The sequence below is a fragment of the Bacteroides sp. OF03-11BH genome, assembly GCF_003604005.1.
Lineage (GTDB): Bacteria > Bacteroidota > Bacteroidia > Bacteroidales > Bacteroidaceae > Bacteroides > Bacteroides ovatus.
Genome location: NZ_QTMW01000014.1, coordinates 1 through 25,709, shown reverse-complemented (window position 1 = coordinate 25,709; position 25,709 = coordinate 1). Strand labels below are relative to the sequence as shown.

General features: G+C 40.5%; 23 protein-coding genes. 8 read left to right on the top strand and 15 right to left on the bottom strand.

Translation table 11 applies throughout. The features are described from left to right. Positions 1-2,841 (bottom strand): DEAD/DEAH box helicase, encoded by a 2,841-nt coding sequence (locus DXA54_RS12510; protein WP_120079609.1) that lies wholly within the window; start codon positions 2,839-2,841, stop codon positions 1-3. 53 nt (positions 2,842-2,894) lie between these two features. Here DXA54_RS12510 and mnmA point away from each other — a divergent pair, with 53 nt between their 5' ends. Continuing rightward, positions 2,895-4,052, top strand: a complete 1,158-nt coding sequence (mnmA, locus tag DXA54_RS12505; protein ID WP_120079607.1) for a tRNA 2-thiouridine(34) synthase MnmA — start codon at positions 2,895-2,897, stop codon at positions 4,050-4,052. Positions 4,053-4,457: 405 nt separating this feature from the next. On the opposite strand, the gene DXA54_RS12500 is transcribed toward mnmA, so the two are convergent. Beyond that, positions 4,458-5,984 (bottom strand): GH3 auxin-responsive promoter family protein, encoded by a 1,527-nt coding sequence (locus tag DXA54_RS12500; RefSeq protein ID WP_008649076.1) that lies wholly within the window; start codon positions 5,982-5,984, stop codon positions 4,458-4,460. Between the two features lie 137 nt (positions 5,985-6,121). Between DXA54_RS12500 and DXA54_RS12495 the strand changes: the two genes are divergently transcribed. Further along, positions 6,122-7,132, top strand: coding sequence for an ATP-dependent 6-phosphofructokinase (locus DXA54_RS12495; RefSeq protein WP_008649077.1), 1,011 nt, complete (start codon positions 6,122-6,124; stop codon positions 7,130-7,132). Here the strand turns inward: DXA54_RS12495 and rnc are convergent. The 3 genes from rnc to DXA54_RS12480 are packed head-to-tail and all read right to left on the bottom strand — an operon-like array spanning position 7,074 to position 9,621. Then, positions 7,074-8,141 carry a ribonuclease III gene (gene rnc, locus DXA54_RS12490; RefSeq protein WP_120079645.1) on the bottom strand — a complete coding sequence of 356 codons (1,068 nt, stop codon included), beginning with the start codon at positions 8,139-8,141 and terminating at the stop codon, positions 7,074-7,076. The two genes, DXA54_RS12495 and rnc, sit on opposite strands and share 59 nt — an antisense overlap. Then, on the bottom strand, positions 8,107-9,369 hold the full coding sequence (gene fabF / locus DXA54_RS12485; RefSeq protein WP_004307441.1) for a beta-ketoacyl-ACP synthase II: 1,263 nt from the start codon (positions 9,367-9,369) through the stop codon (positions 8,107-8,109). The genes rnc and fabF overlap by 35 nt, the downstream gene beginning before the upstream one ends. Positions 9,370-9,384: 15 nt before the next feature. Further along, positions 9,385-9,621 (bottom strand): acyl carrier protein, encoded by a 237-nt coding sequence (locus DXA54_RS12480; RefSeq protein ID WP_004291965.1) that lies wholly within the window; start codon positions 9,619-9,621, stop codon positions 9,385-9,387. 98 nt (positions 9,622-9,719) lie between these two features. Between DXA54_RS12480 and purN the strand changes: the two genes are divergently transcribed. Beyond that, positions 9,720-10,346, top strand: a complete 627-nt coding sequence (gene purN / locus DXA54_RS12475) for a phosphoribosylglycinamide formyltransferase (RefSeq protein WP_004307440.1) — start codon at positions 9,720-9,722, stop codon at positions 10,344-10,346. Positions 10,347-10,452: 106 nt separating this feature from the next. Here purN and pdxB read toward each other — a convergent pair whose 3' ends face one another. Beyond that, the gene (gene pdxB, locus DXA54_RS12470; protein ID WP_004322488.1) at positions 10,453-11,493 is read right to left on the bottom strand and encodes a 4-phosphoerythronate dehydrogenase PdxB; all 1,041 of its coding nucleotides are present in this window, start codon (positions 11,491-11,493) and stop codon (positions 10,453-10,455) included. Between the two features lie 117 nt (positions 11,494-11,610). On the opposite strand from pdxB, the gene DXA54_RS12465 reads away from it, so the two are divergent. The 3 genes from DXA54_RS12465 to DXA54_RS12455 are packed head-to-tail and all read left to right on the top strand — an operon-like array spanning position 11,611 to position 14,385. Beyond that, a complete protein-coding gene (locus DXA54_RS12465; RefSeq protein ID WP_008649120.1) occupies positions 11,611-12,216 on the top strand; it encodes a DUF4254 domain-containing protein in 606 nt (201 codons plus the stop codon). A 3-nt stretch (positions 12,217-12,219) separates the two neighbouring features. Further along, the gene (locus tag DXA54_RS12460) at positions 12,220-13,251 is read left to right on the top strand and encodes a glycosyltransferase family 9 protein (protein WP_008649121.1); all 1,032 of its coding nucleotides are present in this window, start codon (positions 12,220-12,222) and stop codon (positions 13,249-13,251) included. A gap of 57 nt (positions 13,252-13,308) precedes the next feature. Continuing rightward, positions 13,309-14,385: a glycosyltransferase family 4 protein gene (locus DXA54_RS12455; protein ID WP_008649122.1), complete on the top strand. Its 1,077-nt coding sequence runs from the start codon at positions 13,309-13,311 to the stop codon at positions 14,383-14,385. On the opposite strand, the gene DXA54_RS12450 is transcribed toward DXA54_RS12455, so the two are convergent. Beyond that, positions 14,368-15,426 (bottom strand): glycosyltransferase family 9 protein, encoded by a 1,059-nt coding sequence (locus DXA54_RS12450; RefSeq protein ID WP_004298301.1) that lies wholly within the window; start codon positions 15,424-15,426, stop codon positions 14,368-14,370. The two genes, DXA54_RS12455 and DXA54_RS12450, sit on opposite strands and share 18 nt — an antisense overlap. Positions 15,427-15,658: 232 nt before the next feature. Here DXA54_RS12450 and DXA54_RS12445 point away from each other — a divergent pair, with 232 nt between their 5' ends. Beyond that, positions 15,659-16,570 carry a lipopolysaccharide kinase InaA family protein gene (locus tag DXA54_RS12445; RefSeq protein ID WP_004298299.1) on the top strand — a complete coding sequence of 304 codons (912 nt, stop codon included), beginning with the start codon at positions 15,659-15,661 and terminating at the stop codon, positions 16,568-16,570. Here DXA54_RS12445 and DXA54_RS12440 read toward each other — a convergent pair whose 3' ends face one another. Genes DXA54_RS12440 through DXA54_RS12415 form a run of 6 tightly spaced genes read right to left on the bottom strand, consistent with a single transcriptional unit; the run spans position 16,571 to position 21,959 of the window. Further along, positions 16,571-17,383 (bottom strand): FkbM family methyltransferase, encoded by an 813-nt coding sequence (locus DXA54_RS12440; protein WP_004298298.1) that lies wholly within the window; start codon positions 17,381-17,383, stop codon positions 16,571-16,573. It lies immediately after the preceding gene. Then, entirely contained in the window at positions 17,380-18,513 is a 1,134-nt protein-coding gene (locus DXA54_RS12435) for a glycosyltransferase family 4 protein (protein WP_008649124.1), read from the bottom strand. Before DXA54_RS12435 ends, DXA54_RS12440 begins: the two co-directional genes overlap by 4 nt. Positions 18,514-18,542: 29 nt before the next feature. After that, positions 18,543-19,355, bottom strand: a complete 813-nt coding sequence (locus DXA54_RS12430; protein WP_120079605.1) for a phosphorylcholine transferase LicD — start codon at positions 19,353-19,355, stop codon at positions 18,543-18,545. A 15-nt stretch (positions 19,356-19,370) separates the two neighbouring features. Next, positions 19,371-20,102: an NTP transferase domain-containing protein gene (locus DXA54_RS12425; RefSeq protein WP_008649128.1), complete on the bottom strand. Its 732-nt coding sequence runs from the start codon at positions 20,100-20,102 to the stop codon at positions 19,371-19,373. Continuing rightward, the gene (locus tag DXA54_RS12420; protein ID WP_004298294.1) at positions 20,099-21,148 is read right to left on the bottom strand and encodes a pyridoxal phosphate-dependent aminotransferase; all 1,050 of its coding nucleotides are present in this window, start codon (positions 21,146-21,148) and stop codon (positions 20,099-20,101) included. The genes DXA54_RS12425 and DXA54_RS12420 overlap by 4 nt, the downstream gene beginning before the upstream one ends. A gap of 1 nt (position 21,149) precedes the next feature. After that, a complete protein-coding gene (locus DXA54_RS12415; RefSeq protein ID WP_120079603.1) occupies positions 21,150-21,959 on the bottom strand; it encodes a glycosyltransferase family 2 protein in 810 nt (269 codons plus the stop codon). 196 nt (positions 21,960-22,155) lie between these two features. Here DXA54_RS12415 and DXA54_RS12410 point away from each other — a divergent pair, with 196 nt between their 5' ends. Continuing rightward, positions 22,156-23,139, top strand: a complete 984-nt coding sequence (locus DXA54_RS12410) for a glycosyltransferase family 2 protein (RefSeq protein WP_120079601.1) — start codon at positions 22,156-22,158, stop codon at positions 23,137-23,139. Between the two features lie 70 nt (positions 23,140-23,209). Here the strand turns inward: DXA54_RS12410 and DXA54_RS12405 are convergent, their stop codons facing one another. After that, a complete protein-coding gene (locus tag DXA54_RS12405) occupies positions 23,210-24,250 on the bottom strand; it encodes a hypothetical protein (RefSeq protein ID WP_008649132.1) in 1,041 nt (346 codons plus the stop codon). A gap of 6 nt (positions 24,251-24,256) precedes the next feature. Next, positions 24,257-25,678: an MBOAT family O-acyltransferase gene (locus DXA54_RS12400; protein WP_120079599.1), complete on the bottom strand. Its 1,422-nt coding sequence runs from the start codon at positions 25,676-25,678 to the stop codon at positions 24,257-24,259. Positions 25,679-25,709 lie beyond the last annotated feature (31 nt).

Below are 25,709 nucleotides of genomic sequence, written 5' to 3'. Positions count from 1 at the left end.
TTAGAGCAGGTCTACCCATTGCTCGTTGCTTAATATAGGTAATGGCTCACTATCGGCAACAAATGTTTCCGCTAGTTTTCGTTTCTCATCTTGTAGGTGAAGAATCTTTTCTTCGATACTGTTTTGGGTAATGAAGCGGTAAGCAATTACTTGCTTGTCCTGCCCGATACGATGGGCGCGGGCGATCGCCTGCGATTCGGCGGCAGGATTCCACCAGGGGTCTATGATAAATACATAGTCGGCTTGAGTCAGATTAAGTCCCACGCCTCCTGCTTTTAGTGAAATCAGGAATGCCTGGACGTCTTTTTGATCGGTGAAATAGGCGATTTCGGAAGGACGGTTGTTGGTCGATCCTGTTAATAAGGCATATTTCCAACCCCGTTCGTGGAAAGCTTCGGCGAGCACCTCCAGATGTCTGACGAATGAGGAGAAAATTAAAACTTTGTGGCCTTCGCTCTGTAGCGTATCGAATGTTTCGATTATCTGTGCCGTTTTTCCGGATGTTCCGGTATAGTCGGGAAGGATAAGTTGCGGGTGGCAAGATAGTTGTCGTAAACGTAAGATGCCATTTAATACACTAAACGAATGAAGCCTGTCGGTACTTTGAGGATGCTGAAGAAGGATGTTGCGCAGGCTGTTTTTCTCCTGTTCGTAACAAGTATTCTGCTCTTCAGTCATGTCGCAGTAGATGGTCTCTTCGGTAAGTGCCGGAAGTTCCGGAGCTACCTCTTTCTTGCTTCTACGGAGGATAAATGGGGCTGTCAGTTGTTGCAATAATACTTTTGCACGGGCATTCCCCTGACGAATCGGCATTATAAACTGCTTTTGGAAAGCATTTTCCGTACCCAGTAAGTCTGGTTGTATAAAGTGAAATTGAGCCCACAGGTCTTTTAATGAGTTTTCGATGGGAGTGCCAGTAAGTACAAGCCGGTGTTTACTTTGTAGTCGAATGGCTGACCGGAAGGTGAGCGATTCGCTATTTTTGATATTCTGGCTTTCATCGAGCACGATGTATTCGAAACAGTATGAACAGAGTATATCAATGTTATTCCTCATCATGCCATAGGTCGTAAAGATCAAGTGAAAATGACCGAAGAATTTTTCCGGTTGTTCCTTGTCTATAGACACGGTGTTGTTGTATTCCGTCATCGAGAGAGCTGTAAAGCGTTTGGCTTCCCGTCGCCAGTTATGAAGTAGCGATGTGGGGACAACGATCAGGGTAGCCGGTTGTCTGGGGGTAGATGGTTTATATATATATTGTAATAGAGTAAGAGTTTGGAGTGTCTTCCCAAGCCCCATGTCATCTGCCAGGCATCCGCCAAATCCTTGTTTATGCAAGTGTACCATCCATGAGAATCCTTTCTGCTGATAGGGACGTAATGTTGCTTTGAGGTTTTTGGGTACGGCAACATTTTGTATCTGTTGCTTCACCGGAAATTTCTTTAATTCCTCTTCACCTAAGGCGGTCTGTGCGGCACCTACAAATGTATGTTTCAAGCGGATTCCTTTTTCCGTTTGAATTCCCATCTCTAGTAAATTCGCATATTTGCTGAACCATTCCTCTGGCAGGAGAATCATGCGGCCATCAGGTAACAGATATTCTCTCTTTTCCTCCAGGATATGTTTGCGGAAGCGTGAAAAAGGAATACGCAGATTGCCGATAACAACGGTGATGTGCAATTCAAACCAGTCGACCTCATCGTCACAACTTTGCTCGATGCGTATCTCGTCCAGGCAATAAGGTGTGTTTCCCATATTGCTGGTGAGATGGAAGGACTGCTGCAACATCTCCCGATGGCTGTTGATCCATTCGACGATCGTTTTCTCCGGAGCTTCAGGGGATAGGCTGAAATGTGTATTATTGAGTTGTCGCAGGCCTGCATCCGTTAAGAGCTGAACGACTTGTTCTTCAGCAGTAATGTTCCGGCGAAAAAAGAAGATTTCACCGGATGTTTTCCGATAAATGATTTTTTTCATTTCAAGGGCACTATCCGATGTAAATGTCTGATCTCCATAACGGAAACCAAGCTGCAATGCTTGTCCGTTGTACGTGGTATCTTCGAATGAGAGAATTGCTTCACAGGGGCATTTCTCTTCCATTATACTCAAACCGTGAGTCTCGATTTCATGATAACGAGCAATCGGGATAACAATGTTATCTATGTATTTTTCAATTTGGGAAGCGTCTACGCTGATTGATCTTTTCTTTGTAAAAGGTAAGATGCGTGCGCTTTCAATGTGCGGAAAGAAGTATAGCTCCATTCCCAATAATAGCGTGGCTGGTGCGGATGTCAGTACAACCACAGGTTTCAACTCACTTAAAGAGAATGGCTGTCCTTCATAATAGCACTGCAACTGATAACGAAACGTTTTATTGTCAACATGAAACGTTACACGAATTTCTGCATTATGAGGATTTATGTGATAGGCATGATGGGCGTATAGTATTTTACTGCCGGCTTGTTTCTGATAAAAAGGCAGTCCGTTGTCCCGTATCAGTACCAGCATTTCCAACAGTTTCTTTTCGATAGATGGACGGATATCATTCTTTATTCGTTCCGGATCTTCGGATAATTTATGTAAAAAACGCGATACTGTTTTTTCGCGGGAGTAGACACTCATTAGATGCTTCTCCGTATAATAAGAGGCGATATGAATAGCTTGTCTTTCTGCCTCACTCATCTTGCTCATAGCTTCGGGAGAGGCGTGAAATGCTTGTTCTACCAATTGCAAGGTACCATCGTCCAGCCTTTCCGCAATATAGGGAATCAGCAATATGCCGAGTATCGGATGTTCTGTGAAAACGATTATAACTTGTCCGTTAGTTGGTCTCTCTTTCATTCTCTTTTAGGCTTTAACAGACAAAGATACGGGAAAATACTTAATTTTGCAGCATGATGGAGGAAAACAAACGAGTATTGCTTGGAATGAGCGGCGGTACAGATAGTTCTGTTGCTGCTATGCGATTGCTGGAAGCCGGTTATGAAGTGATCGGAGTAACCTTTCGTTTTTATGAATTGAATGGCTCGACAGAGTATCTGGAAGATGCCCGTAATCTGGCAGAACGTTTAGGAATACGGCATATAACATACGATGCCCGTGAAATATTCAATAAGCAGATTATTGACTATTTTGTGCAGGAGTATCTGGCAGGACGGACTCCGGTCCCTTGCACATTATGCAATAATTACCTGAAATGGCCTCTGCTTGCTAAAATTGCCGATGAAATGGGTGTTTTTTATATCGCTACCGGGCACTATGCGCAGAATATACAACTAAATAACACCTTTTATATAACATACGCTGCCGACTCGGATAAGGATCAAACCTTCTTTCTATGGGGATTGAAACAAGATATTCTTTGCAGGATGCTGTTGCCGATGGGGAATATTACGAAAGTGGAAGCCCGTGCCTGGGCTGCGGAACATGGGTTCCGGAAGGTGGCAACTAAAAAGGATAGTATAGGCGTTTGTTTTTGCCCAATGGACTATCGGACTTTTCTGAAAAACTGGTTGGCTCAAAATAGTGAGGCATTGGCAGAAGAAGAGCAGATGATGGGGGAGAATCAAGCATTGGTTGGAGATTGGCAAGCATTGGTTGGAAGCAATCAGGCAGGACTCAATAAAGTGAAACGAGGAAGGTTTGTCGATGAAAAGGGAGATTTTATTGCCTGGCATGAGGGTTATCCTTTTTATACCATTGGACAGAGACGTGGCTTGGGCATTCATTTGAACCGTCCCGTATTTGTGAAAGAGATTAATCCTGAAAAGAACGAAGTCGTATTAGCTTCTCTTTCAGCTCTGGAGAAAACAGAAATGTGGTTGAAAGACTGGAATCTTGTCAATCAGGAGCGTACTTTAGGGCATTCTGACATCATTGTGAAAATACGGTATCGCAAACAGGAAAACCATGCTACGATTACCATTACACCAGATCATCTACTGCATGTGCAACTTCATGAGCCTTTAGCCGCCATTGCTCCGGGACAAGCTGCTGCATTCTATAAAGATGGCTTATTATTGGGAGGAGGGATAATAGTCAACGCCCGGTAATTTTACATGAGGGAAGATGATCATTCTCTGACGAGGAAGTACCAAAGCCCAACCCCTCTATAAAGTTGAAAAGTATAAAACATCTGCCATCTGCAACAAAATGAAGATAGTCTATTAATAAACAGATTGTTATGGCGTTGCAGATACCTGTTGCAGATAGGTTGCAGATAAAGTATCTGCAACACAATATATTACTGAAGAAAAGTCTATGCTGTTTTCATTAAAGTCTATGAAAAGACTCCGCTTTCCCTACATGGAAACTGTAGTGTCCTGCCTTGGAAATTGCAGTGTCCCGCTTTGGAAACTACAGTTTCCTGCCTGGGAACTGTAGTTTCTTACCTTGGGAATGGCGGATTACGCCCTATATTGACTTTTCTAACCTATAGGAAATCATTTTATGTATGGTTATTCTTCCGAAGGAATGCTGTCATTCAGCGCTAACATTGTTTCTATATATTCGCGCGTATTGCTTAATCTGGGGACTTTGTGTTGTCCTCCCAGCTTTCCTTTCTGTGCCAGCCAATCATGGAATAATCCCTCACGGGCAACGATCACTTCTAATGGTTGCAAAGCTATGTCTTTCCATCGTTTCGCCTCATAATCGGAGTTAACCTCCTTCAGTGTGGCATCAAGTATCGCTGCAAATTTTTCTATTGAATCCGGCATCTTAGCGAACTCTATTAACCACTGGTGCCGGCATTTGGCATTCTCATCCATAAACACAGGTGCCGCGGTGTATTCGCTAACTTGTGCTCCGGTTTCGGCACAAGCCTTCGCCAATCCTTTTTCAGCGTTATCGACAATCAACTCTTCACCAAATGCGTTGATGAAATGCTTCGTTCTTCCTGTGATGACAAACTTATAGGGATTCTTGCTGGTAAACTTCACTGTATCCCCAATCATGTATCTCCATAAACCACAAGAAGTAGAAATAACCATTGCATAGTTCTTGTTAAGCTCGACTTCTTCAAGACAATAAGCCCGTGGATTTTCTTTTCCAACTTCCTCCAATGGAACAAATTCGTAGAAAATTCCATAGTCGATCATTAATAACATGGCAGGATCGGAAAGGTCGTTCTGGGTTCCGAAATATCCTTCCGAAGCATTGTAGGTCTCTACATAATGCATTTTAGGTGTTGTAATCACCTGTTTATATTGCTCACGATACGGTGTGAAAGCCACTCCACCGTGGAAGAAGACTTCCAGGTTAGACCATACTTCTTCTAGTGCCTGCTTTCCTGTCTTTTCAAGAACACGTTTGATAAGTACCAACATCCACGACGGTACACCGGACAGGCTTGTCACATTTACCGGAATAGTACTGTTGGCGATTGCTTCTATCTTGGTTTCCCATTCGCTCATCAACGCAATTTTCTTGCTGGGTACACGAATGAAATTGATAAGCGGATTTACATTCTGAATCAGAATAGCGGATAAATCTCCTACTAAACTATGATTGGAATTGAGGTTCGGGCTATGGCTTCCTCCTAGAATCAGTCCCTTGCCGGAGAAAAAATGGCTATCCGGATTGATGCGGAAATAAAGAGCTGCCGCGTCTTTTCCTCCTCTGTAATGAATGTCTTCCAGCGCTTCCTTGCTGACAGGAAGGAATTTACTTTTATCATTAGTCGTTCCGGAGGATTTTGCAAACCAGCGTATCTCCGATGGCCAAAGCAGATTCTGTTCCCCGGCTCGCAAACGTTCTACATAAGGTTTGATTTCTTCGTATGTCTGGATAGGAACACGTTTACGGAAATCTTCATAGTTACGGATAGAGGAGTAATCGTACTTTCTTCCCCATTCAGTCTGAGCGGCCTGATGTATTAAGCGACTTAACACACGATGTTGTATCTCACTAGCCTGACTAGCATATAGGTCTATCTGTTTTAAACGGGAATCGAAAGTCTTACTAATAATTTTTGTAATATTCATTTCTGCTTTAACATAATAATGTTTAGTCGTGCAAAAGTAACTTATTTATCTTTTTTTTCTATCTTTACGACGGAAATAATCGTTAAAAATTGACGACTTTCATAGAATACCCGAGTTTTAGACTAAAAAATGCGACAATGAGAATTGGAATCTTAACATCCGGCGGGGACTGTCCCGGTATCAATGCCACCATTCGTGGCGTGTGCAAAACTGCCATCAATTATTATGGGATGGAAGTGATAGGCATTCACAGCGGTTTTCAGGGCTTGCTGACTAAAGATGTCGAATCTATTACAGACAAGTCGCTTTCCGGTCTGCTGAATTTGGGTGGAACGATGCTAGGAACCTCTCGTGAGAAGCCTTTCAAAAAAGGAGGCGTTGTTTCGGATGTTGACAAACCGTCTTTAATTCTTCAGAATATCCATGAAATTGGACTGGATTGTGTCGTTTGTATCGGTGGAAATGGGACGCAGAAGACTGCAGCCAAGTTTGCTGCAATGGGAGTTAACATCGTATCTGTTCCTAAAACCATTGATAATGATATTTGGGGCACGGACATCTCTTTTGGTTTCGACTCGGCGGTAAGTATTGCTACTGATGCCATCGACCGTCTACATTCCACCGCAAGCTCTCACAAAAGAGTGATGGTGATTGAAGTGATGGGACATAAAGCCGGTTGGATTGCTTTGTATTCTGGTATGGCAGGAGGAGGGGATGTGATTCTCGTTCCTGAAATCGCTTATAACATTAAGAATATCGGCAATACGATTCTGGAAAGACTAAAGAAAGGCAAACCCTATTCTATTGTAGTGGTAGCGGAAGGAATTCAGACTGACGGGCGTAAACGTGCTGCTGAATATATCGCACAGGAAATTGAATATGAAACCGGTATAGAAACCCGCGAAACAGTTCTGGGGTATATCCAGCGTGGTGGTTCGCCTACTCCTTTCGACCGCAATCTTTCTACCCGCATGGGCGGGCATGCAACAGAATTGATAGCCAATGGCCAATTCGGGCGTATGGTGACTTTACAAGGAGACGATATAGCATCTATTCTTCTTGAAGAAGTTGCAGGAAAACTGAAATTGGTTACTGAAGATCACGATTTGGTGATTCAGGGTCGTCGCATGGGGATTTGCTTTGGTTAGTTTCCAGAGCTTCTGTGCCCTGCTGCACTGTGGAAATCTCATTGACGAGGATGTTTTTTTCTGGAACATTTTCCGGTTCTATCTCGGGATTTGCATTCAGTTCGGTTTCGGGTTCATTCTCAAGCCCGGTTGCCAATTCAGTCTCAGAATCAGTCGCAAATTCAATTTCCATTTCTGTTTCCATTTCAGTAGCAGTTGCCGAATGTTGTATTTTAATCTCTTCGATGGTTGACATAAATGTCGGTTCCTTTACCTTCTTTATAGCCATCTGGGCGGCATTCTGTTGAGACTCCTTCTTGGAATACCCCGTACCTGTTCCTGCCGGAAGTCCTTCAATGCGTACTTCAGTTTGGAATACAGGGTTGCTGTCATGGTCGAGAAACTGCTCGATTAATTCAAAGGAAACCTCCATTTTGTTCTTTTGGCTCCATTCGATAAGCTTGGATTTGAAGTTAACCTCTTTTCGGGATATTTTATCCAGATCGATATAACGGTTAATGATCCGTTGTTCCATAAACTGTTTGCAACGTTCATATCCCTGATCCAGATAAATAGCTCCGATAAACGCTTCAAAAGCATTTCCGTACATGTAGCTGTTGTGAGAAGAAGAGCGGGTAGAATACTTGATGAGCTTATCCAGGCCGATTTCAACGGCCAACTTGTTCAACGTCTCCCGTTGTACAATCTTGGAACGTGTATTGGTTAGGAAACCTTCCCGTTTCCCTTCGAAACGTTTGTAGACAATATCTCCCACAATGGCGTCGAGGATGGCGTCACCTAAAAACTCCAGCCGTTCATTGTTGAGGGGACGTCCCTTGTCGGAGCGGACAGAAGTCGATTTGTGCAGGAGAGCCTGCTCATAAAGCTGGATATTGCGCGGGTAGAACCCAAGTATCCGGTAAAAACAAAGATAAGACTCTCTATCCTTGCGGAACAAGAGCCTTATCTTATCTATTTCGTTACGTAACACGATATTACTCTGCGTATTTCTTGAAGATAACGCACGCATTGTGACCACCAAATCCAAATGTATTGGACAAGGCAACATTAACTTCGCGTTTCTGTGCTTTATTGAACGTGAAATTAAGGTTGTAGTCGATGTTCTCGTCGTCGTCACCTTCTTCGTGGTTGATAGTCGGAGGAACAATGCCGTTCTTAATGGCAAGGATGCTTGCAATAGATTCTACCGCACCGGCAGCTCCCAGCAAGTGACCTGTCATTGATTTGGTTGAACTGATGTTCAACTCGAACGCATGATCACCGAATACTTCCTTGATTGCTTTTGCTTCTGAAATATCACCAACCGGAGTAGATGTACCGTGTACATTGATATAGTCTACTTCTTTCGGATCCATTTCCGCATCTTCCAGTGCATTCATCATCACCAGTTTCGCTCCCAGACCTTCCGGATGAGAAGCAGTCAAGTGATGTGCATCTGCAGACATACCTACACCGGCAACTTCTGCATAGATTTTTGCACCACGAGCTTTAGCGTGTTCCAGTTCTTCCAGAATCAAGCAACCGCCACCTTCGCCCATAACGAAACCATCGCGGCTTGCGCTAAACGGACGTGAAGCTTTAGAAGCTTCGTCGTTGCGTGTTGACAAGGCGTGCATAGCGTTGAAACCGCCTACACCTGCCGGGAAGATTGCTGCTTCGGAACCACCGGATACAATTACATTTGCTTTACCCAAACGAATCAGGTTGAAGGCATCTGCAATAGCGTTGGTTGAAGTAGCACATGCTGAACAAGTCGCGTAGTTAGGACCATGGAAACCATACATGATAGAAATCTGTCCGGCTGCAATATCCGAAATCATCTTTGGAATGAAGAACGGATTAAACTTCGGACCCATTTCCTGACGAGTGTAGTAGTTGCCTACCTCTTCTTCAAATGTATGTATACCACCAATACCGGCGCCGAAAATAACACCGATTTTGTTCAAGTCTTCTTTCTCGACGTCAAGACCGGAATCACTCACCGCTTCTTTAGCAACAGCGATGGCATATTGAGTATACAGGTCCATCTTTCTTGCTTCTTTGCGGTCTATGTATTTCGTTGCATCGAAGTCTTTCACTTCGCATGCGAATTGGGTCTTGAATAACGACGCATCAAAATGAGTAATAGGCCCTGCTCCACTAACCCCGTTCACAATGTTTTCCCAAAATTCGGGAACGCTGTTGCCAACGGGAGTAATGGCGCCAAGGCCTGTTACTACCACTCTTTTTAATTCCATATTGATGAAATCGAATTACTTAGCGTGTTCTTCGATATAAGATACAGCATCACCTACAGTACCAATCTTTTCTGCTTGGTCATCAGGAATAGAGATACCGAATTCTTTTTCGAATTCCATGATAAGTTCTACAGTGTCAAGAGAATCTGCTCCCAGGTCGTTAGTGAAGCTTGCTTCGTTAGTAACTTCTGATTCTTCTACGCCTAATTTATCAACGATAATCGCTTTTACTCTTGATGCAATTTCAGACATAACTTTAAGTTTTTAATTAATAATTAGTTTTATTTCTTTAAATTTGCGGTGCAAAGGAATGAATATTTATCGTTTTGCGCAAATATTTGACTAAATAAATGCAATGTTTTGCACATTTTTCACTGTTTTGTGCATCGAATTTGAGAGTTATGAAGAAAAACATCGCAATTTTCGCTTCCGGTTCCGGTTCAAATGCCGAGAATATTATCCGGTATTTCCAAAAAAACGATTCCGTTCAGGTTTCGTTGGTGCTTTCTAATAAAAGTGACGCCTATGTTTTGGAACGTGCGCATCGCTTGGGAGTGCCTTCTAACGTGTTTCCAAAGGAGGATTGGATAGCCGGAGATGAAATTTTGGCTATTTTGCAGGAGTACCGCATTGATTTTGTCGTGCTGGCTGGCTTTCTGGTTCGTGTGCCTGATTTACTTTTGCATGCTTATCCCGATAAAATTATAAATATACATCCTGCTCTTCTGCCGAAGTTTGGAGGCAAGGGGATGTATGGTGACCGGGTTCATGAAGCGGTAGTGGCTGCCGGTGAGAAAGAAAGCGGCATTACTATACATTATATAAATGAGCATTACGACGAAGGAAATACGATTTTTCAAGCTACTTGCCCTGTTCTTTCGACTGATTCTCCGGATGATGTAGCTAAGAAGGTGCATGCTTTGGAATATGAACACTTCCCGCAAATCATAGAACAGGTATTAAATAATAAGAATTAAGTATCAGGTATTAAGTATTACGTCGTACAGATAATCCTTTGACAGAATTTTATTAAATTTTTCAGTCGATGCGATTAATGTCTGATACTTACTTGAAACTTAATACCTAATACTTAATAATGTATGCTTTCTCTTCTCTCCGCAAAGGATAATCTCCGCGTAGGGTTTCGAATAGCTCCGGTTGATTTTTTAGCCGGTTGCTGTCTTCGGTTGGATTATACATTTGGAGGACTGCTTCTTCGTGGTTTTTTGCATGAATAATGGGGGAGACAAGTGCGGGTGCGTTAATTTCATAATCCCCTTTTATTTGGAAAAAATTGCAGATGGCATCCAATGACATACGTGTGGCGTTTGCTTTTCCATCTGCAGAGTAACCTGCAATGTGAGGAGTTCCGATAAATGTCTTTTCCAGTAGATCACGGTTGATTTCCGGTTCATGCTCCCATACGTCAATGATGGCATCCGAAATCATCCGGCTGTTCAAGGCTTTTAAAAGAGCATCAGTCTGGATGACTTCTCCCCGTGAGGTATTGATGATAACAGGTTTCCGTTTGAGTGACTGAAAGAAAACTTCATCCGCCAAGTGGAACGTTTTATACTTTCCTTCCTTATATAAAGGTACGTGAAAAGTGATGATGTCACACTCTTCCGCTATTTTCTCCAGTGAAGAGAATCGTTCTGCACCTTCTTTTTCTTCCCGTGGCAAATCATTCAATAAAACACGCATGCCAAAATCCTGGGCAACTTTAGCTACTTTACTCCCGACATTTCCTACTCCTATGATTCCAATCGTCAGTTCATTCAGTCTTTTATTCCTGACGGACTTCCATACAAGAAGCGATGACTGTATATATTGGGCGACAGAAGCCGAATTACATCCCGGTGCATTCGTCCATTCGATACCGGCCTGTTTGCAATACTCCGTATCAATATGGTCGAAACCTATGGTTGCCGTCGCTATGAATTTCACTCGACTACCTTCCAATAAATCCCGGTTGCAATGTGTGCGGGTACGGACAATAAGTGCATCCGCATCCCGTACGAGCTCCGGAGTGAAATCTTTCCCCGGTGCATAAACTACCTCATCGGCTATTCTCTGTACCGCTTCTTTTATATAAGGTATTTTATTGTCGATAATAATTTTCATATACAATTCATCTTTTATATCCACAAAGGTAACAAATAAAAAAGTAAGAAACGGTTGCTTGTCTGAAAAATATTACATAGATTTGCCCTATTATATATCTATTAGCTAGTTAAGATTATGACATTTAGTAACCTTTGCAACGAGATTTTTTGGAAATCGACAACAGATTACCATGTAACGGATAGTGTGGATGCTCCGATGAACAATCCTTACGAGTTGAAAACTATTGAGTATTATTTATATCTAAAGAACTGGATTGATGCTGTGCAATGGCATTTTGAGGATATTATCCGTGACCCGCAGATTGATCCGGTAGAAGCATTGGCCTTGAAAAGAAGAATTGATAAATCAAATCAGGATCGTACAGACCTGGTGGAATTAATTGATAGCTACTTTTTAGACAAATACAAAGAGGTGAAACCTCTCTCTGACGCAACGATCAATACGGAAAGCCCTGCATGGGCAATTGACCGCTTGTCAATTCTTGCATTGAAAATTTACCACATGCAGCAGGAGGTGGAACGTACGGACACTACCGAGGAACACCGTGCTCAATGCCAGACTAGGTTGAATATCCTGCTGGAACAACGCAAAGACCTTTCTACGGCTATTGAACAGCTGTTGGCTGATATCGAAGCCGGAAGAAAATATATGAAAGTATATAAACAGATGAAGATGTATAATGACCCGGCATTAAATCCGGTGCTTTATGCGAAAAAATAACGAATGGCGCGTATTCTCATTATTCGTTTTTCAGCTCTTGGCGATGTAGCCATGACAATCCCGGTAATACATTCGCTGGCTGTGCAATACCCGCAGCATGAAATAACAGTGTTAAGTCGTGCTGTATGGCAGCCACTCTTTCAGGGGTTGCCTGCCAATGTGGGTTTTGTCGGAGCTGATTTAACAGGCAAGCACAAGGGGCTTTGGGGCTTGAATAGCCTTTATTCGGAATTGAAAGCGATGCATTTTGATTACATTGCTGATTTTCATCATGTACTTCGTTCTAAGTATTTATGTTTGCGATTCCGTCTTGCCAATAAACCGGTAGCTTCCATTTGTAAAGGAAGGGCAGGCAAAAAGAAGCTGGTTCGCCGTCATGATAAGGTGATGGAAAATCAGAAGAGTTCTTTTCGTCGTTATGCCGATGTACTTGAGAAGCTAGGTTTACCGGTACTATTAAATTTCTCTTCTATTTATGGCGAAGGAAAAGGAAACTTTGCGGAAATAGAACCAGTCACAGGGCCTAAAGAAGATCAAAAGTGGATTGGTATAGCTCCTTTTGCCAAACATGCAGGTAAGATTTATCCGTTAGAACTGCAGGAGCAAGTTATAGCATATTTTGCTGCCAATCCCAAAGTAAAGGTTTTCCTCTTTGGAGGCGGTAAAAGCGAGCAGGACGTATTTGATGCATGGATTGCTAAATATCCTTCTGTCGTTTCAATGATCGGTAAACTGAATATGCGTACCGAACTGAATCTGATGAGCCATCTGGACGTGATGCTTTCAATGGATTCTGCCAATATGCATTTGGCATCCCTGGTCAATATTCCGGTTGTCTCTATTTGGGGAGCCACCCATCCTTATGCCGGTTTTATGGGCTGGAAACAATTGCCGGTCAATACCGTGCAACTCGATTTGTCATGCCGTCCCTGTTCTGTATATGGTCAGAAGCCTTGCTGGCGAGGTGATTATGCCTGTTTGAGGGATATAAAGCCGGAGCAGGTCATTGCGAAAATAGAAGGGCTTGTAGATTAATCCTTGCTGAAGTTCAAATTAGCTGTTTATTGAGCCGAAAGAGCGTAGAATCAAATAATGATGAAAGAGATACAACGAAAGAAAAAGGTACTGATAGATCTTACGAATTATGGTAGTCTCACAGCCGGCTTCGGGCAGATTGCGGCCAACTATGCAACCGCCTTTTCGTCTATGCCGGTAGATGATCTTCATTTTGTATATTTATTGCGGCAGAAATATATGCAGGAATTTGGTCCGAATGTGACCTCTGTTCCGGTACGTCGTATCAATAAGTTTTTTCCTTTTACCCTTCCCAAGGTAGATGTATGGCATGCGGTGAATCAACAGCGCAAGATGTTGCGTATTGCCGGTGGTACAAAGTTTATCTTTACTATACACGACTTTAATTTCTTAACAGAGAAAAAGCCCTGGAAGGCGAAAATGTATCTTCGCCGGATGCAGAATAAGGTCAATAAAGCAGCGGTCGTGACTACGATCTCTCATTATGTGGCAGATGTCATTCGGCAGCATGTAGATTTGAAAGGGAAGGAGATCCGGGTCATCTATAATGGAGTGGAGAGAATCGATACATTGGAAGGAATAAAGCCGTCGTTTGCTACAGGGCGTCCTTTCTTTTTTACGATTGGACAAATCCGTAGAAAAAAGAACTTCCATCTCTTGGTTGACGTAATGCGTTATTTCCCGGAATATGATCTATATATTTGTGGCGATGCTCATTTTGCTTATGCTGAAGAAGTGCGCAATCTGATCCGTGAGAATCAGCTCACTAATGTCTTTTTGACGGATGTTATTTCTCAAAGCGAGAAGATCTGGTTATATCGGAACTGTGAGGCATTCCTGTTTCCTAGTGAGGGAGAGGGCTTTGGATTGCCGGTGGTGGAAGCTATGCAATTTGGGAAGGCTGTATTTGCTGCTAATCGCACTAGTTTGCCGGAAGTTTGTAATGGACACGCTATCATGTGGGAACATTTGGATACAGAATTTATGGTGGAAAGTATCCGGGAGCATCTACCTGATTTTTATAAAGATAAGGAACGCTTGGAGAAAATCAAGGAACATGCCGCTTCATTCAGTTACGAGAAGCATATACAAGCCTACCTTGATTTATATCGGGAGTTAGCTCAATTGCCTTAGTATTGGAATCAATTGCTCGTATACCTTTTCGGGAGTAATTAATGCAAAACGCTCCTCATAGGGTAATGTCGCCTGTTGTTCCGGTGGAAGAATGTCGTCAGGACTAATTCCTTCGGCGAGTACGGAATTGGCGGGTAACCACATTGACTTTGACGCACTTGGTGAATAAATGGCAAATGAAGGAACTCCAAGAGCTTGGGCGATGTGTCTGGCTCCTCCTTCGTTCCCGAAGTAAAATGAACAGTTGGCACAAAGTGCTGCCAGTTGTCGTAATGAAGAAGCTTGTATATCGATCTTGATACGTTCCGGACATCCTAATTCCTTGTAGATATTTCTGGCATCTTCTTCTTCGTACCCCGGCGCGTAGTTGAAGATCATTTGTATGTCCTTGTATTCCTCTAATATTCTTTTCAGTGTGGCTACCATGAACTCCGTATTCCATTTTTTATGGATGAGTTTGGTTGTGACTCCTATTAATAATACAGGGCGTGCAAAATCAATCCCTTCCTTTTCCATATAATATCGGAAATCTTCTTTTTCCCGGTCAGTCAGATATAACTTGAATTCTTTTGTGTATTGAATAGGTCTGATCTTTTCTAATGGTGCTGCAAGCAATAGATTGCGTTGTACCATGTCAGTTGTCAGATTCTTACTGTAAGTGTCTGTCCGGTAGTTCAGTAGGAAATGTGTATATCCTTTAATGCGTCCTATCCGGAAAGGAGTTCTTAATGAAAAAAGAGAGAAAAAAAGGGTCCGGATAGTAGAGCGCATATCGATGATTACATCGTATCTGTTTTTATGCATTACCTGCCATACTTTTTTTATATAAGCAGTGAATGGTTTATTCTCATTCTTGTCAAATGTAATGACTTTATCTATATCCGGATGCCCCTCATAGAGTGGAGCAATATTTTTATTAAGCACGAAGTGTATCTCTGCATCGGGAAAACTTTTTTTCAGCGTGCTGCACAATGCAACAGCCAGAATTGAGTCGCCTATTTGTCTAAATCGAATAATTAGAATTCTTTTGATTGGTTTCATGCTTAAACTTCCTTATGCTTTTTATCGTGCAAACATAACTAAAAAAAAGCATTTATGTCTAAATATAAATGAAAAGAAAAAAGAAAAAATGACTAAAGCGGTTCGTAACAGGACTTATATGTAGAGAGAGTTAGCCAATCTTTGTGAGAAAAGAGAAAAATATAGTCGGAATATGGCCTAATTTCTTTATCTTTGCTCAATCTTTGTAATTAGTATTATATAGGAGAGTGTAATGAGAGTGATTGTAAATCCCAAGTACGCACATTTGCAGAAGGAGATAGAAGAAATTCCAAGGTCCTTCCAGAAAGAAAGAGATGTGGTGTATGATGGTCGTAATGTTTTAAAACGAATTGGCTTGGGCAGTATTGATGTTGTGGTGAAGAGCTTTAAGAAGCCTCACATCATCAATCGCGTTGTATATTCGTTTTTCCGGCAATCAAAAGCAGAACGTTCCTATATTTATTCTATGGAGATCCAACAGCATGGTTTTGACACTCCGGAGCCAGTGGCTATGATTGAACAATTTCAGAATGGTCTTCTTTCACATAGCTATTATATTTGTTGTTATGATGGTGGCGAAACTGTCCGTTCCCTGATGGATGGGAAAGTAGAGGGAAATGAAGATAAACTTTCTGCTTTTGCGCGCTACACTGCTGCTTTGCATCAGGCAGGTATTCTCCATTTGGACTATTCTCCCGGTAATATACTGATTCATCAGAATGAAACGAATGAATACAGTTTCTCTCTGGTCGACGTGAATCGCATGCAGTTGCTATCGGATATTGATTGTGATATGGTATGCCGTAATATGTGCCGTTTGTGTATTTCGCGTGAGGTACTGACTTACATCATGACAGAATATGCTTCTTTGCGTGGATGGGACGTCGAATCTACGGTCAGTCTGGCCCTTCGTTACAGCGATCAGTTTTTTACTCATTATATTTATCGTCGTGCGGCACGGAAAGAGAAAGAAAAGCATATTGTATCCCTGATTTTATTCTTCCGTTTATACCGTTCCGTACGTAAATTCTTTTCTTGGGAACCGCATATCTCACGTTTCTTATTGAAAAAGGAAAAGCATATCTATGATACATACCTGTGCAAGTATGATTATTGTGAATTGCTTTCTGCTGATTATCAATGATTACTTCTTACTTCCGCGCATCACTACACTGCGGATTTTATGCCTGAAAAAACCTTTTTGATTAATATATGTGCAGTTATGTTTGTCCAGAAATGCAGAGATAACTTCTTCGTCATCACGCAAGTGGTATGTGCAAATGGCAAAATCCAGCTTCTGGCAATTCTGGAATAAGTTATTGCATCCGGCCAATGCGTGCCGTTCGGCTCCTTCTATATCCATTTTAAGAAATAGATGTTCATTCGTCTGGTTGTTGAAGAAATCATCTAGTGTTTGCTCTCTCGAAGAATTATGGTCACTCACATACTTCTGGACAATCGTCACTTTATCCTGCCATGGTTCGAAGGTAGCTCTGATGGCTTCCAACCATTGCTCGTCCTGCTCAAACAAATAAACATGTTTGGCTTCTTCGATAATTTCCAATGATGAATAGCCTTCGGCACAACCGACATCCACAAATACTTTCCCTGTCACTTCTTTAACGCTGTTGAAGTAATGGTGCGGTGAGCGCCTGTCTTGTTCCATACTCAAAGCCCTATAATATTTTTGAATTTTCTTGGCTGGAGTGCTTTTTCTGAAATAGAGTCGCTTCTTTTCTTTTTGAACATAGTATAAGCCTTTTTCCTCATCTTTCTGTACATCAACAGGCATATTGGCGTATTCATCCTTGAATTCATACAGGTGTCTTGAATATCCATGTTCTTTAATATATTCATAGTATTTCAGATAAGGAGAGCCAGGCTTATATCCTTTCATGAAATAATATGGGAGAGTGCCATATATAAATTTCTTTATTGTATGTTTAAGTACGTTCATTTCATTAGTTTCTTGTAGATGTTTAAGATTTCTTCCGCTTGCTTTTCTTCAGAGAATCTTTTGGCAAATTTTTGCCCCTTTTCAATCATCTCCTTTTTTCTTTCAGTATCGGAGTATATCTGTTTGAAAGCATCGGCCATTCCTTTGATATCGTCAGGATGTACATAGATAGAGTCGGGACCTCCGGCTTCTTCCAGGCAAGATCCAGTCGCGGCCACTACCGGAATACCGGAGTATAGAGCTTCTATAATGGGAATACCAAAACCTTCGAAACGGGAAGGGTATACAAAAATTTCTGCTAACTGATAAAAAGCCGGCAGATCATCAAAAGGAACATTGCTGATGATATGTACCCTTTCTTCTAGCTTATTCTCCTTAATGAAACGTTCAATCTTATCAGTATATTCCGTGTGGCGTCCTACAATGACGAGATGAATCTGTTCAGGAAGCATCGTTAGTGCCTGCACCGCTGAAAGGGCGTTTTTGCGTTCTTCAATACTTCCTACGTTAAGGATATAGTGATCCGGTAGCTGATATTTAGCCCGGATTTCTTTTTTCTTCTCTGCTGCTACAGGATGCATGAATGAAGGATCACATCCCTGATAAACAACTTCTATCTTATCGGCGGGAATCCTGAAATACTCAATAATATCACGCTTGGTACATTCGCTGATAGCAATGATTTTATCGGTATTTTCGCAAGCTTTACGGAATTTGTATGTGTATATTTTCCTGTCGATCGAATGGTAATACTGCGGATAGCGCAGAAAGATCAGATCGTGAATCGTTACAATACTTTTTACCTCGCTTTGATGTATATTCAGGGGCAACTCATTACTAAGTCCGTGGAATATATCGATTTTTTCTTTTTCCAGTTGTTGGGTAACGCCCCATACTCGCCACAATGAACTTAACTTTTTCCAGGAAGAAGTAGTGGGATAAGAAAGCTGTAGTTGCTGATACTGCTTCGTTAATTTGTCCAGCCTCTTGTTTTCCCGTTTCTTGGGGGCATACAGCACATATTCATTCTCCGGATAGAATTGGCATAGGATATCCACTATATAGCGGCTATAATTACCCAGACCGGTGAAATTCTGTACTGCACGTTTTCCGTCAAAACCTATTCTCATTTCTTCTTCTTACCTTTATGTGATTATAATTAGACTTCAAAATTCCGATAAGGTTTATTCAAGTCTAAATAATGGAAATTATGTTGTCTTTGTCCACTTTGTTTAGGTATGGTCATGTAATCTCCATATTTCTGTGACAGATAAGCGTCGTATTTCTGTACTCCCCATACTTCTTCATCTTCAAACCGGATAGGAGTGGGAGTGCCCAGGATATCCTTCGACATGATTCCTTTCATTCCATCATCATAATCGCAGACTAATGCGCATTGGTCGAAATCGTATTTCTTCATCACCTTCCTGATGCTTTCCTGTGCTCCGGTAAGGGTAAAAAACTTTCTGCATAATAGCGGTATCCATGAACTGGGACCTTTCCCATGTTTGTATGGATCGCGATGAATAAGATAAAGTACTCGTTTGTAGAACTCATACTTCGCAAAATGCATTCTTTGCGCCATGCGGCTTTCCGGAACTCCATCTAGTGGAAATATATCAATATATACACCTCCCAGATATTTGAGATGCATACGCTCGATTAAGGTTGTGTTGGCATCCTGCACCTTTGCGAACGGAAGAGGATATTCCTTATCATTCTCAGCGCATACCGCTTCGTAAGGTTCCGGTAACCATTCTTTGGCACTAGCCATTAGTAAGTCATAATCAGCTCTTGGCATTCCGATATCCAAATCATCATCCCAGGGGATGAATCCTTTGTGGCGCACAGCTCCCAGCATGGTGCCTGCCATGATGTAATATCGCAGATTATGTTCTTTGCAAACTTTGTCAACAGCTAATAAGTTCTTTAATATGCGAAGCTGTAGAGGGCGGATGTCGTAATTAGCCATTCTATCTGATTTTAATTAATAAAGACTGGCTGGAATCAGCTTCTGTGCCTGTTGAAAGTCTTCTACTGTGTCCAGCTCGGCCGAGAAGAACTCGGTGGTGTCCATAACGTAAAAACTATATCCTTGCGGAATCAGTCTCTCAAAAGCCCGTTCGTAGAATATATTATCCAGTCCTTCGGCAGTAATCATAATTTCCAGTTCCCGGAATAGCGCTTTGGTGTATTCAGCTGACATCTTTTCAATGCCGATAGATTCTCCGATAGCATCGGATATTGAGCAGACTTTGCTGATTTCAACGACCTTTTGTGCGTCGTCCACGATGACTTTTATTTCTTCTGCTCCGAGCTCATGACGATTCAGTGCCAATATGTCGTCCTTATCCGAATGAAGCAGTTTCTCTACAATCTGCGGATCAAATACAATGTCGCTGTCTAATAATAAAATCTCCTGCCCATCTGTATAGGAACGGGTGAGCCATAATGAATAGATATTGTTGGTTGATTCATACCTGTCATTATAGATGAAAGTAATATCTTGGGTTGGATAATGTGCCTGTAGGAAATCAACGATTTGCTGCTGGCGATACCCGGTGACAATGATGAATTCATCAAATCCGTTTTGTATCAGAGCATCAAAAGCTCTTTCCAAAAGGCATCGTTCTCCTATTTTGAGAAGACATTTGGGCGTCGTATCGGTCAGCGGGCGTAAGCGTGAAGCTATTCCTGCGGCTAATATTACTGCTTTCATTTGGATGCTATTTCTTTGATTGTATCTATAACGATCCGGTTCTGCTCTGGGCGTCCCAATGTGATACGCAAATGAGTATTGATATCCGGTTCATTCATAAACTTCACTTTATAACTCTGTTCAGCAAAAGCCTTTTGTAAAGCCTCTTTCAGCTCTATCGGGTATTTGATTAAAATAAAATTGGCAACCGATTCATATACTTTGAATCCGGGTAACACGCCGATTTCCTTTTCGTAACGCTCACGGTCTTCGTTCATCAGTTTGGCGATGTTTCGATAGTGTGCGTCCGATTTAAGAGCCGCAATGGCGATATCTTCGGATATCCGGTTATATCCCAGATATTTATTGCTGTATCTGCTGAATTTTTCCAGCTCCTTACTCATGAATCCGAATCCCATACGTAAACCGGGCAATCCATAAAACTTGGATAAAGTACGGGAAATAATCAAATTCGGATATTTATTAACCAGCTTTTTGATATAACTGGTATCAGTTGAAACAAAAGAAGCGTATGCTTCGTCTATCAGTACCACTGTTTGACTGGGTACTTCTGCAAGCAGTTCATCCAATTCTTTTGGAGTTAAACCATTGCCGGTAGGGTTATTGGGAGAAGCTAGTAAAAGAATCTTCGGATTCTCTTTCTGAATCATATCTTTTAGCGTCTCAAAGTCATATTTAAAAGTATTTCCGTCTTCGTAGAGAGGATATTGCAAAGTATGGCCATTCACCTCATCTGCAATTGATTTATAATACCACCATGAGAACTTGGGAATCAACATCGTTTTATTTCCATCTTCTTGAGTCAGGAAGTAGTGTACAGCTTGCTTCAGAATATCTTCTCCGCCGTATCCTAATAAGACTTGTGTTTCATCTATATCGTAAAGTTCGGATAAGAAAACAGATAATATACTTTTCTTTCCTTCATCATAAATGCGGGTATAAAAACAAAGTTTATTTATATCGAAGTTTTTTAAAGCCTCTACTACTTCTTTTGATGGACTGTAGTTAAATTCGTTTCGATCTAAAAAGTTCAAATTCTTTTCCATATTAGTTTTGTATGATTCCTTTATCGCACCAGGTTAGCTTCCTGACTTTCGTCTCGTTCAAAATACTGCGGTTGTTGCTCAAATTATCCGTTCCATGTAGCTCATGATAAAGATGGAACACAATTCCCGCAAATTTAATGGTACGCTTGCGTACACCGCTATTGATGAGGCGGCACACTAACTCATGATCTTCACTTCCCCATCCGGTAATAGCTTCATTGTACCCATTAACTTTTAACAAATCCTCTTTCCAGAAAGCCATATTGCATCCTCTCGAGTAAGAAACATCCCATTGACGATAATGTTGAAGTAGTGGACTCAACCAAGGTAAATGTACTCCGTTGATTGTGTTTTTAGTACCTTTGTCGTGAATGGAAATGATGCAGTTTTTTTCTGCTAACATTTTTCTCGTTAAGCCTTCCCGGATTAATACACGGCTACCGGTTACGAAACTACCTTTTTTAGCAAAATGTACATGATCTTTGATGAAATCTTTGTGTAAGACGATATCTCCGTCAATTTGTATAATATATTCTTTAGATGCTTTCGCAATAGCTTTGTTGCGGATGGAGGCCAGTCTGAAGCCTAAATCCTCATGCCAAACATGAATAATGGGAACTTCAGAGGAAGCTGCCAATTGATGAATTAGTTCTCCTGTGTCTTCTTTAGAACCATCATCGGCAATGATAATTTCATCAGGAAGGAGAGATTGACGTAGCACGCTTTTAACGCATAATTCTAATGCGTCGCTTCTATTATAGGTGGATATAATTAGCGATGTACTTATGTTGCTCGCCATTGGTTTATTCATATAATTATTACTATGTTAGTTAAATAGTTAAGGGGGCTTGCACTAAAATTCTACAAATGTATACATTTTATTTGGTTGTGACAAGTGTTAAAGGCTTTTTTGCTAAACATTAGAGGGTTAGCGTCTTTTTTAAGAATAATATCTGTATCTTTGCTATCAGTTTGTTATAATAACTAAGATAAATAGTGCATTTGTAATGGAAAATCATCCGGTGGAAGTTAGCGTAATCATTCCTAATTATAACTATGCTCGTTTTTTACGACAACGTATCGAATCGGTATTGGCACAAACCTATACGAATTATGAGATTATATTATTGGATGATGCTTCAACCGATGATAGCATGTCTATTTTAAATCATTATAAAACAAACTCTCGTGTCACTCATTTGGAGATTAATTCTGTCAACACAGGGAGTCCTTTTGCACAGTGGCAAAAAGGGATTAGTTTGTCCCGTGGAAAATATATTTGGATTGCCGAGAGTGATGATGCGGCTGAATCTTCTTTTCTAGAGAAAGCTGTTTCTGTTTTAAATCAATATCCGCGTGCTTCCTTCTGTTTTCTAGGTTCACATTGTATAGACGAAAAAGGGAATCAACTATCTACTGATTTTGACCGTTGGACTTCAAAACAATTACGTCATCCTCACAATATAGGTGTTTTTGATGGTGAAGATTATATAAAACATAATCTTTATTGGCGTAATTATATTTACAATGCTAGTGGTGTTGTCTTTCGTAAACAATGTTTTGAACAAATAAAAGATTTGTCTTGCTTTTCAATGCGCTATAGTGGCGATTGGCTTTTCTGGATAGAAATGGCCAAGCAAGGAATGGTAGTCGAAGTTTATGAAAAATTGAATAAATTTCGTTTGCATAATGTAAGCACTACCAAGAAGGGGCAAAAGACAGGAGATGGGGTTCGGGAAGACATATATATAGTAAATAGAATAGAGCATTCTCTCGTTGATATAGGAAGGCGAAGAAAGACTGTGCGTCATGGGAGCTTCTATAAAGAGATAAAAAGACTTAAGGTGCCTACTGAAATCAAGGAGGAACTTACATTGCACTTAGTATCTTCTTTAAAAGTAAATTCTAGTGATTATTATGTAGAACGATTTAATAAAAGTTTTAGTTGGCTGATGCCTTGGTTGATTACTCGTGATAAAGATCGTCTGTGATTACTGGATGTTTTTATTGGAAATGGATAATGTTTATGAAATACTTGCTAATAATCACATAAAAGTAAATTTAGTCGGTGGATTTTTCTATCTTATCTGCAATAATATAACCAACAGTTTCACTAGCTATAGTTGCCCAATGTGTATCATCTATATGATAAACGTCTTTGACTCCGCTGGCGATCATTTCTCTAAAATTATCTCTAGGATTAATAAACCATTTTAGTTGGTTAATTCCATTTTCTTCTAGTTGATCAATTACTTTCTTAGGCGGATATGGATTGTTTATTATATATGGTTGGTATACATCATATTTATCGGGAGCTATCATATAATAGAGGTCAATGCCTTTTTCTTGAAAGCGTTTATGAAGGTAGTTTAGTTTGTCTAAAATGGCGTTGTATTCTTCTTTTGTGATTGATAATTTCCATAAATCGTCATTGTAAAAATAGAAGGTGTTGTATGGTGGAACAGAGAAACAATCAGTGTTTAACTGTACTTCTTTTACTGGCCTTTTTGATTTGTATAAATGATATTTGATATATTTAAACGTTTCCATTAAATAATCTTTCTTCTTTTTTTCTGTAAAATTATTTTCTGGCTTATTGTCTTCTTTCTCAAGAGTATAATTGATGTCTTTAATATCTCTAAAGCTAAGTATATGCTGTACAAATTCTCTTTCGACCGTTTCAATAATAACAGTTTTACATCCTAGGCTAGCGTATATATCGTTATTCAATAAATACAATGCGATATCTTCAGAACTATATCCTCTTCCTCTTGGATCAGGATAGTTGAGGATTCTTTCTCCTAATTTGGCTGCTAAATAATTTTGATAACCACTGAAACCTTGTTGGCTAAAGGAGTCTCCTATGGTCATAACTTTGTAATTTCTTTGTATGTTGTCATAATATGTATCTACCTTGTTCTCTGATAGTGGTGTACCTAAATTGGTTTGGGTTTTGTCTATGTAAAAGTAGCCAAGTTTCCCTAAATCACCGGCTTTGGTTAGACGGTCTATCAAATAGAAATTCACATAAAAGCCATATGCGTATATTAATACCATGATAGGGAATATGGTGAATAAGCATTTTAATATAAATTTTCTCATAAAGTTCTAGAATTGAAAATAGATAAATGTTTGAATCTCATTAGAGTAATAAAATATATAATAGAATATGGCACAGTAGATTCCCCATCTGATTATAGGGTATTTTATATTTATTTCTAGTCCGTGCATTTTGCGTCTGTTAATCCATTCTATGATAATCAAAATAGCAATGTATTGGATGCATTTAACTCCATATTCAAGTGATGAAGGTTGCCATTTAGTAAACATATAAATGATATATTGATAGGCTTCTTTTATATTTTCGGCGCGGAAGATAACCCAACCAATCATTACAAGAATGAAAGTACTAATAATCTGTCCAAGTTCTTTGAGGGATGGTAGGTGTTTGTTTTCAGCTACTATGTCTTTATACTTTCTGTTTCTTCCCATGAGTAATAATGGTAGAAATAGTAGAGCATGAAATGCACCCCAACAAATAAACGTCCAATTGGCTCCATGCCAAAGACCGCTAACTAAGAAAATTATCATAGTGTTACGGAAAGATTTCCATTTGCTACATCGACTTCCTCCTAATGGGATATAAATATAATCTCTGAACCAGGTGGTGAGTGAAATATGCCAACGTCTCCAAAATTCGGCAATATCTCTAGAGAAATATGGGAAGTTGAAGTTCTGCAGTAAGTTTATACCAAATAACTTTGCTGTACCTATAGCGATGTCCGAGTATCCAGAAAAGTCTCCATAAATTTGGAAAGTAAATAAGAAAGCTCCCCAAGCCAGATTCAAACTATTAAGTGTTTGATAATTTGCAAAGATTTGATTGACTGCGACAGCGCATGTGTCTGCTACAACAATCTTTTTGAATAATCCCCATAAAATTTGCCTCATACCATCTACTGCCGCTGTGTAATCGAAAGTTCGTTGTCTTTCGAACTGCGGTAGTAAATTGGTCGCTCTCTCGATAGGACCTGCAACGAGTTGAGGGAAAAAACTGATAAAAGCAAAGAATGCTACAATATCATGTGTGGGGTTCATCTTGTGACGGTAGATATCGATTGTATAACTAAGTGCTTGAAATGTATAGAAGCTAATTCCTACTGGAAGTAAGATATCTAATGTGACCCAATCCAATTCAAATCCAAACCACTGAAATAGATGTTGCAAATTTTCCGAGAAGAAGTTGAAATACTTGAATATTCCTAATATAGTTAGGTTTAATACAATGTTGGCAATACTTATTAAGCGTTGGATGTGTCTATGTCCTTCTTGTCGTTCAAGTAGGATTCCGCTTGCATAACTACACAAAGTAGTAAACGCTATTAAGATAAGAAAGCGCCAATCCCACCAACCATAAAATAGATAACTAGCTACAACAACAAATAAGTTTTGTGTCCTTAATTTTTTGAAAGCAAACCAATATAATAAGAATACTATTGGTAGAAAGACTAAGAGTAAGTATTCGGCCAACTACAGGTATTAAACCTTTATATACAACAAT

Excerpts from the sequence above, each read along its gene's own strand:
- DXA54_RS12510 (WP_120079609.1), bottom strand. The coding sequence starts at position 2,841 with ATGAAAGAGAGACCAACTAACGGACAAGTTATAATCGTTTTCACAGAA.
- mnmA (WP_120079607.1), top strand. The coding sequence starts at position 2,895 with ATGATGGAGGAAAACAAACGAGTATTGCTTGGAATGAGCGGCGGTACA.
- DXA54_RS12500 (WP_008649076.1), bottom strand. The coding sequence starts at position 5,984 with ATGAATATTACAAAAATTATTAGTAAGACTTTCGATTCCCGTTTAAAA.
- DXA54_RS12495 (WP_008649077.1), top strand. The coding sequence starts at position 6,122 with ATGAGAATTGGAATCTTAACATCCGGCGGGGACTGTCCCGGTATCAAT.
- rnc (WP_120079645.1), bottom strand. The coding sequence starts at position 8,141 with ATGCGTGCGTTATCTTCAAGAAATACGCAGAGTAATATCGTGTTACGT.
- fabF (WP_004307441.1), bottom strand. The coding sequence starts at position 9,369 with ATGGAATTAAAAAGAGTGGTAGTAACAGGCCTTGGCGCCATTACTCCC.
- DXA54_RS12480 (WP_004291965.1), bottom strand. The coding sequence starts at position 9,621 with ATGTCTGAAATTGCATCAAGAGTAAAAGCGATTATCGTTGATAAATTA.
- purN (WP_004307440.1), top strand. The coding sequence starts at position 9,720 with ATGCAATGTTTTGCACATTTTTCACTGTTTTGTGCATCGAATTTGAGA.
- pdxB (WP_004322488.1), bottom strand. The coding sequence starts at position 11,493 with ATGAAAATTATTATCGACAATAAAATACCTTATATAAAAGAAGCGGTA.
- DXA54_RS12465 (WP_008649120.1), top strand. The coding sequence starts at position 11,611 with ATGACATTTAGTAACCTTTGCAACGAGATTTTTTGGAAATCGACAACA.
- DXA54_RS12460 (WP_008649121.1), top strand. The coding sequence starts at position 12,220 with ATGGCGCGTATTCTCATTATTCGTTTTTCAGCTCTTGGCGATGTAGCC.
- DXA54_RS12455 (WP_008649122.1), top strand. The coding sequence starts at position 13,309 with ATGATGAAAGAGATACAACGAAAGAAAAAGGTACTGATAGATCTTACG.
- DXA54_RS12450 (WP_004298301.1), bottom strand. The coding sequence starts at position 15,426 with ATGAAACCAATCAAAAGAATTCTAATTATTCGATTTAGACAAATAGGC.
- DXA54_RS12445 (WP_004298299.1), top strand. The coding sequence starts at position 15,659 with ATGAGAGTGATTGTAAATCCCAAGTACGCACATTTGCAGAAGGAGATA.
- DXA54_RS12440 (WP_004298298.1), bottom strand. The coding sequence starts at position 17,383 with ATGAACGTACTTAAACATACAATAAAGAAATTTATATATGGCACTCTC.
- DXA54_RS12435 (WP_008649124.1), bottom strand. The coding sequence starts at position 18,513 with ATGAGAATAGGTTTTGACGGAAAACGTGCAGTACAGAATTTCACCGGT.
- DXA54_RS12430 (WP_120079605.1), bottom strand. The coding sequence starts at position 19,355 with ATGGCTAATTACGACATCCGCCCTCTACAGCTTCGCATATTAAAGAAC.
- DXA54_RS12425 (WP_008649128.1), bottom strand. The coding sequence starts at position 20,102 with ATGAAAGCAGTAATATTAGCCGCAGGAATAGCTTCACGCTTACGCCCG.
- DXA54_RS12420 (WP_004298294.1), bottom strand. The coding sequence starts at position 21,148 with ATGGAAAAGAATTTGAACTTTTTAGATCGAAACGAATTTAACTACAGT.
- DXA54_RS12415 (WP_120079603.1), bottom strand. The coding sequence starts at position 21,959 with ATGAATAAACCAATGGCGAGCAACATAAGTACATCGCTAATTATATCC.
- DXA54_RS12410 (WP_120079601.1), top strand. The coding sequence starts at position 22,156 with ATGGAAAATCATCCGGTGGAAGTTAGCGTAATCATTCCTAATTATAAC.
- DXA54_RS12405 (WP_008649132.1), bottom strand. The coding sequence starts at position 24,250 with ATGAGAAAATTTATATTAAAATGCTTATTCACCATATTCCCTATCATG.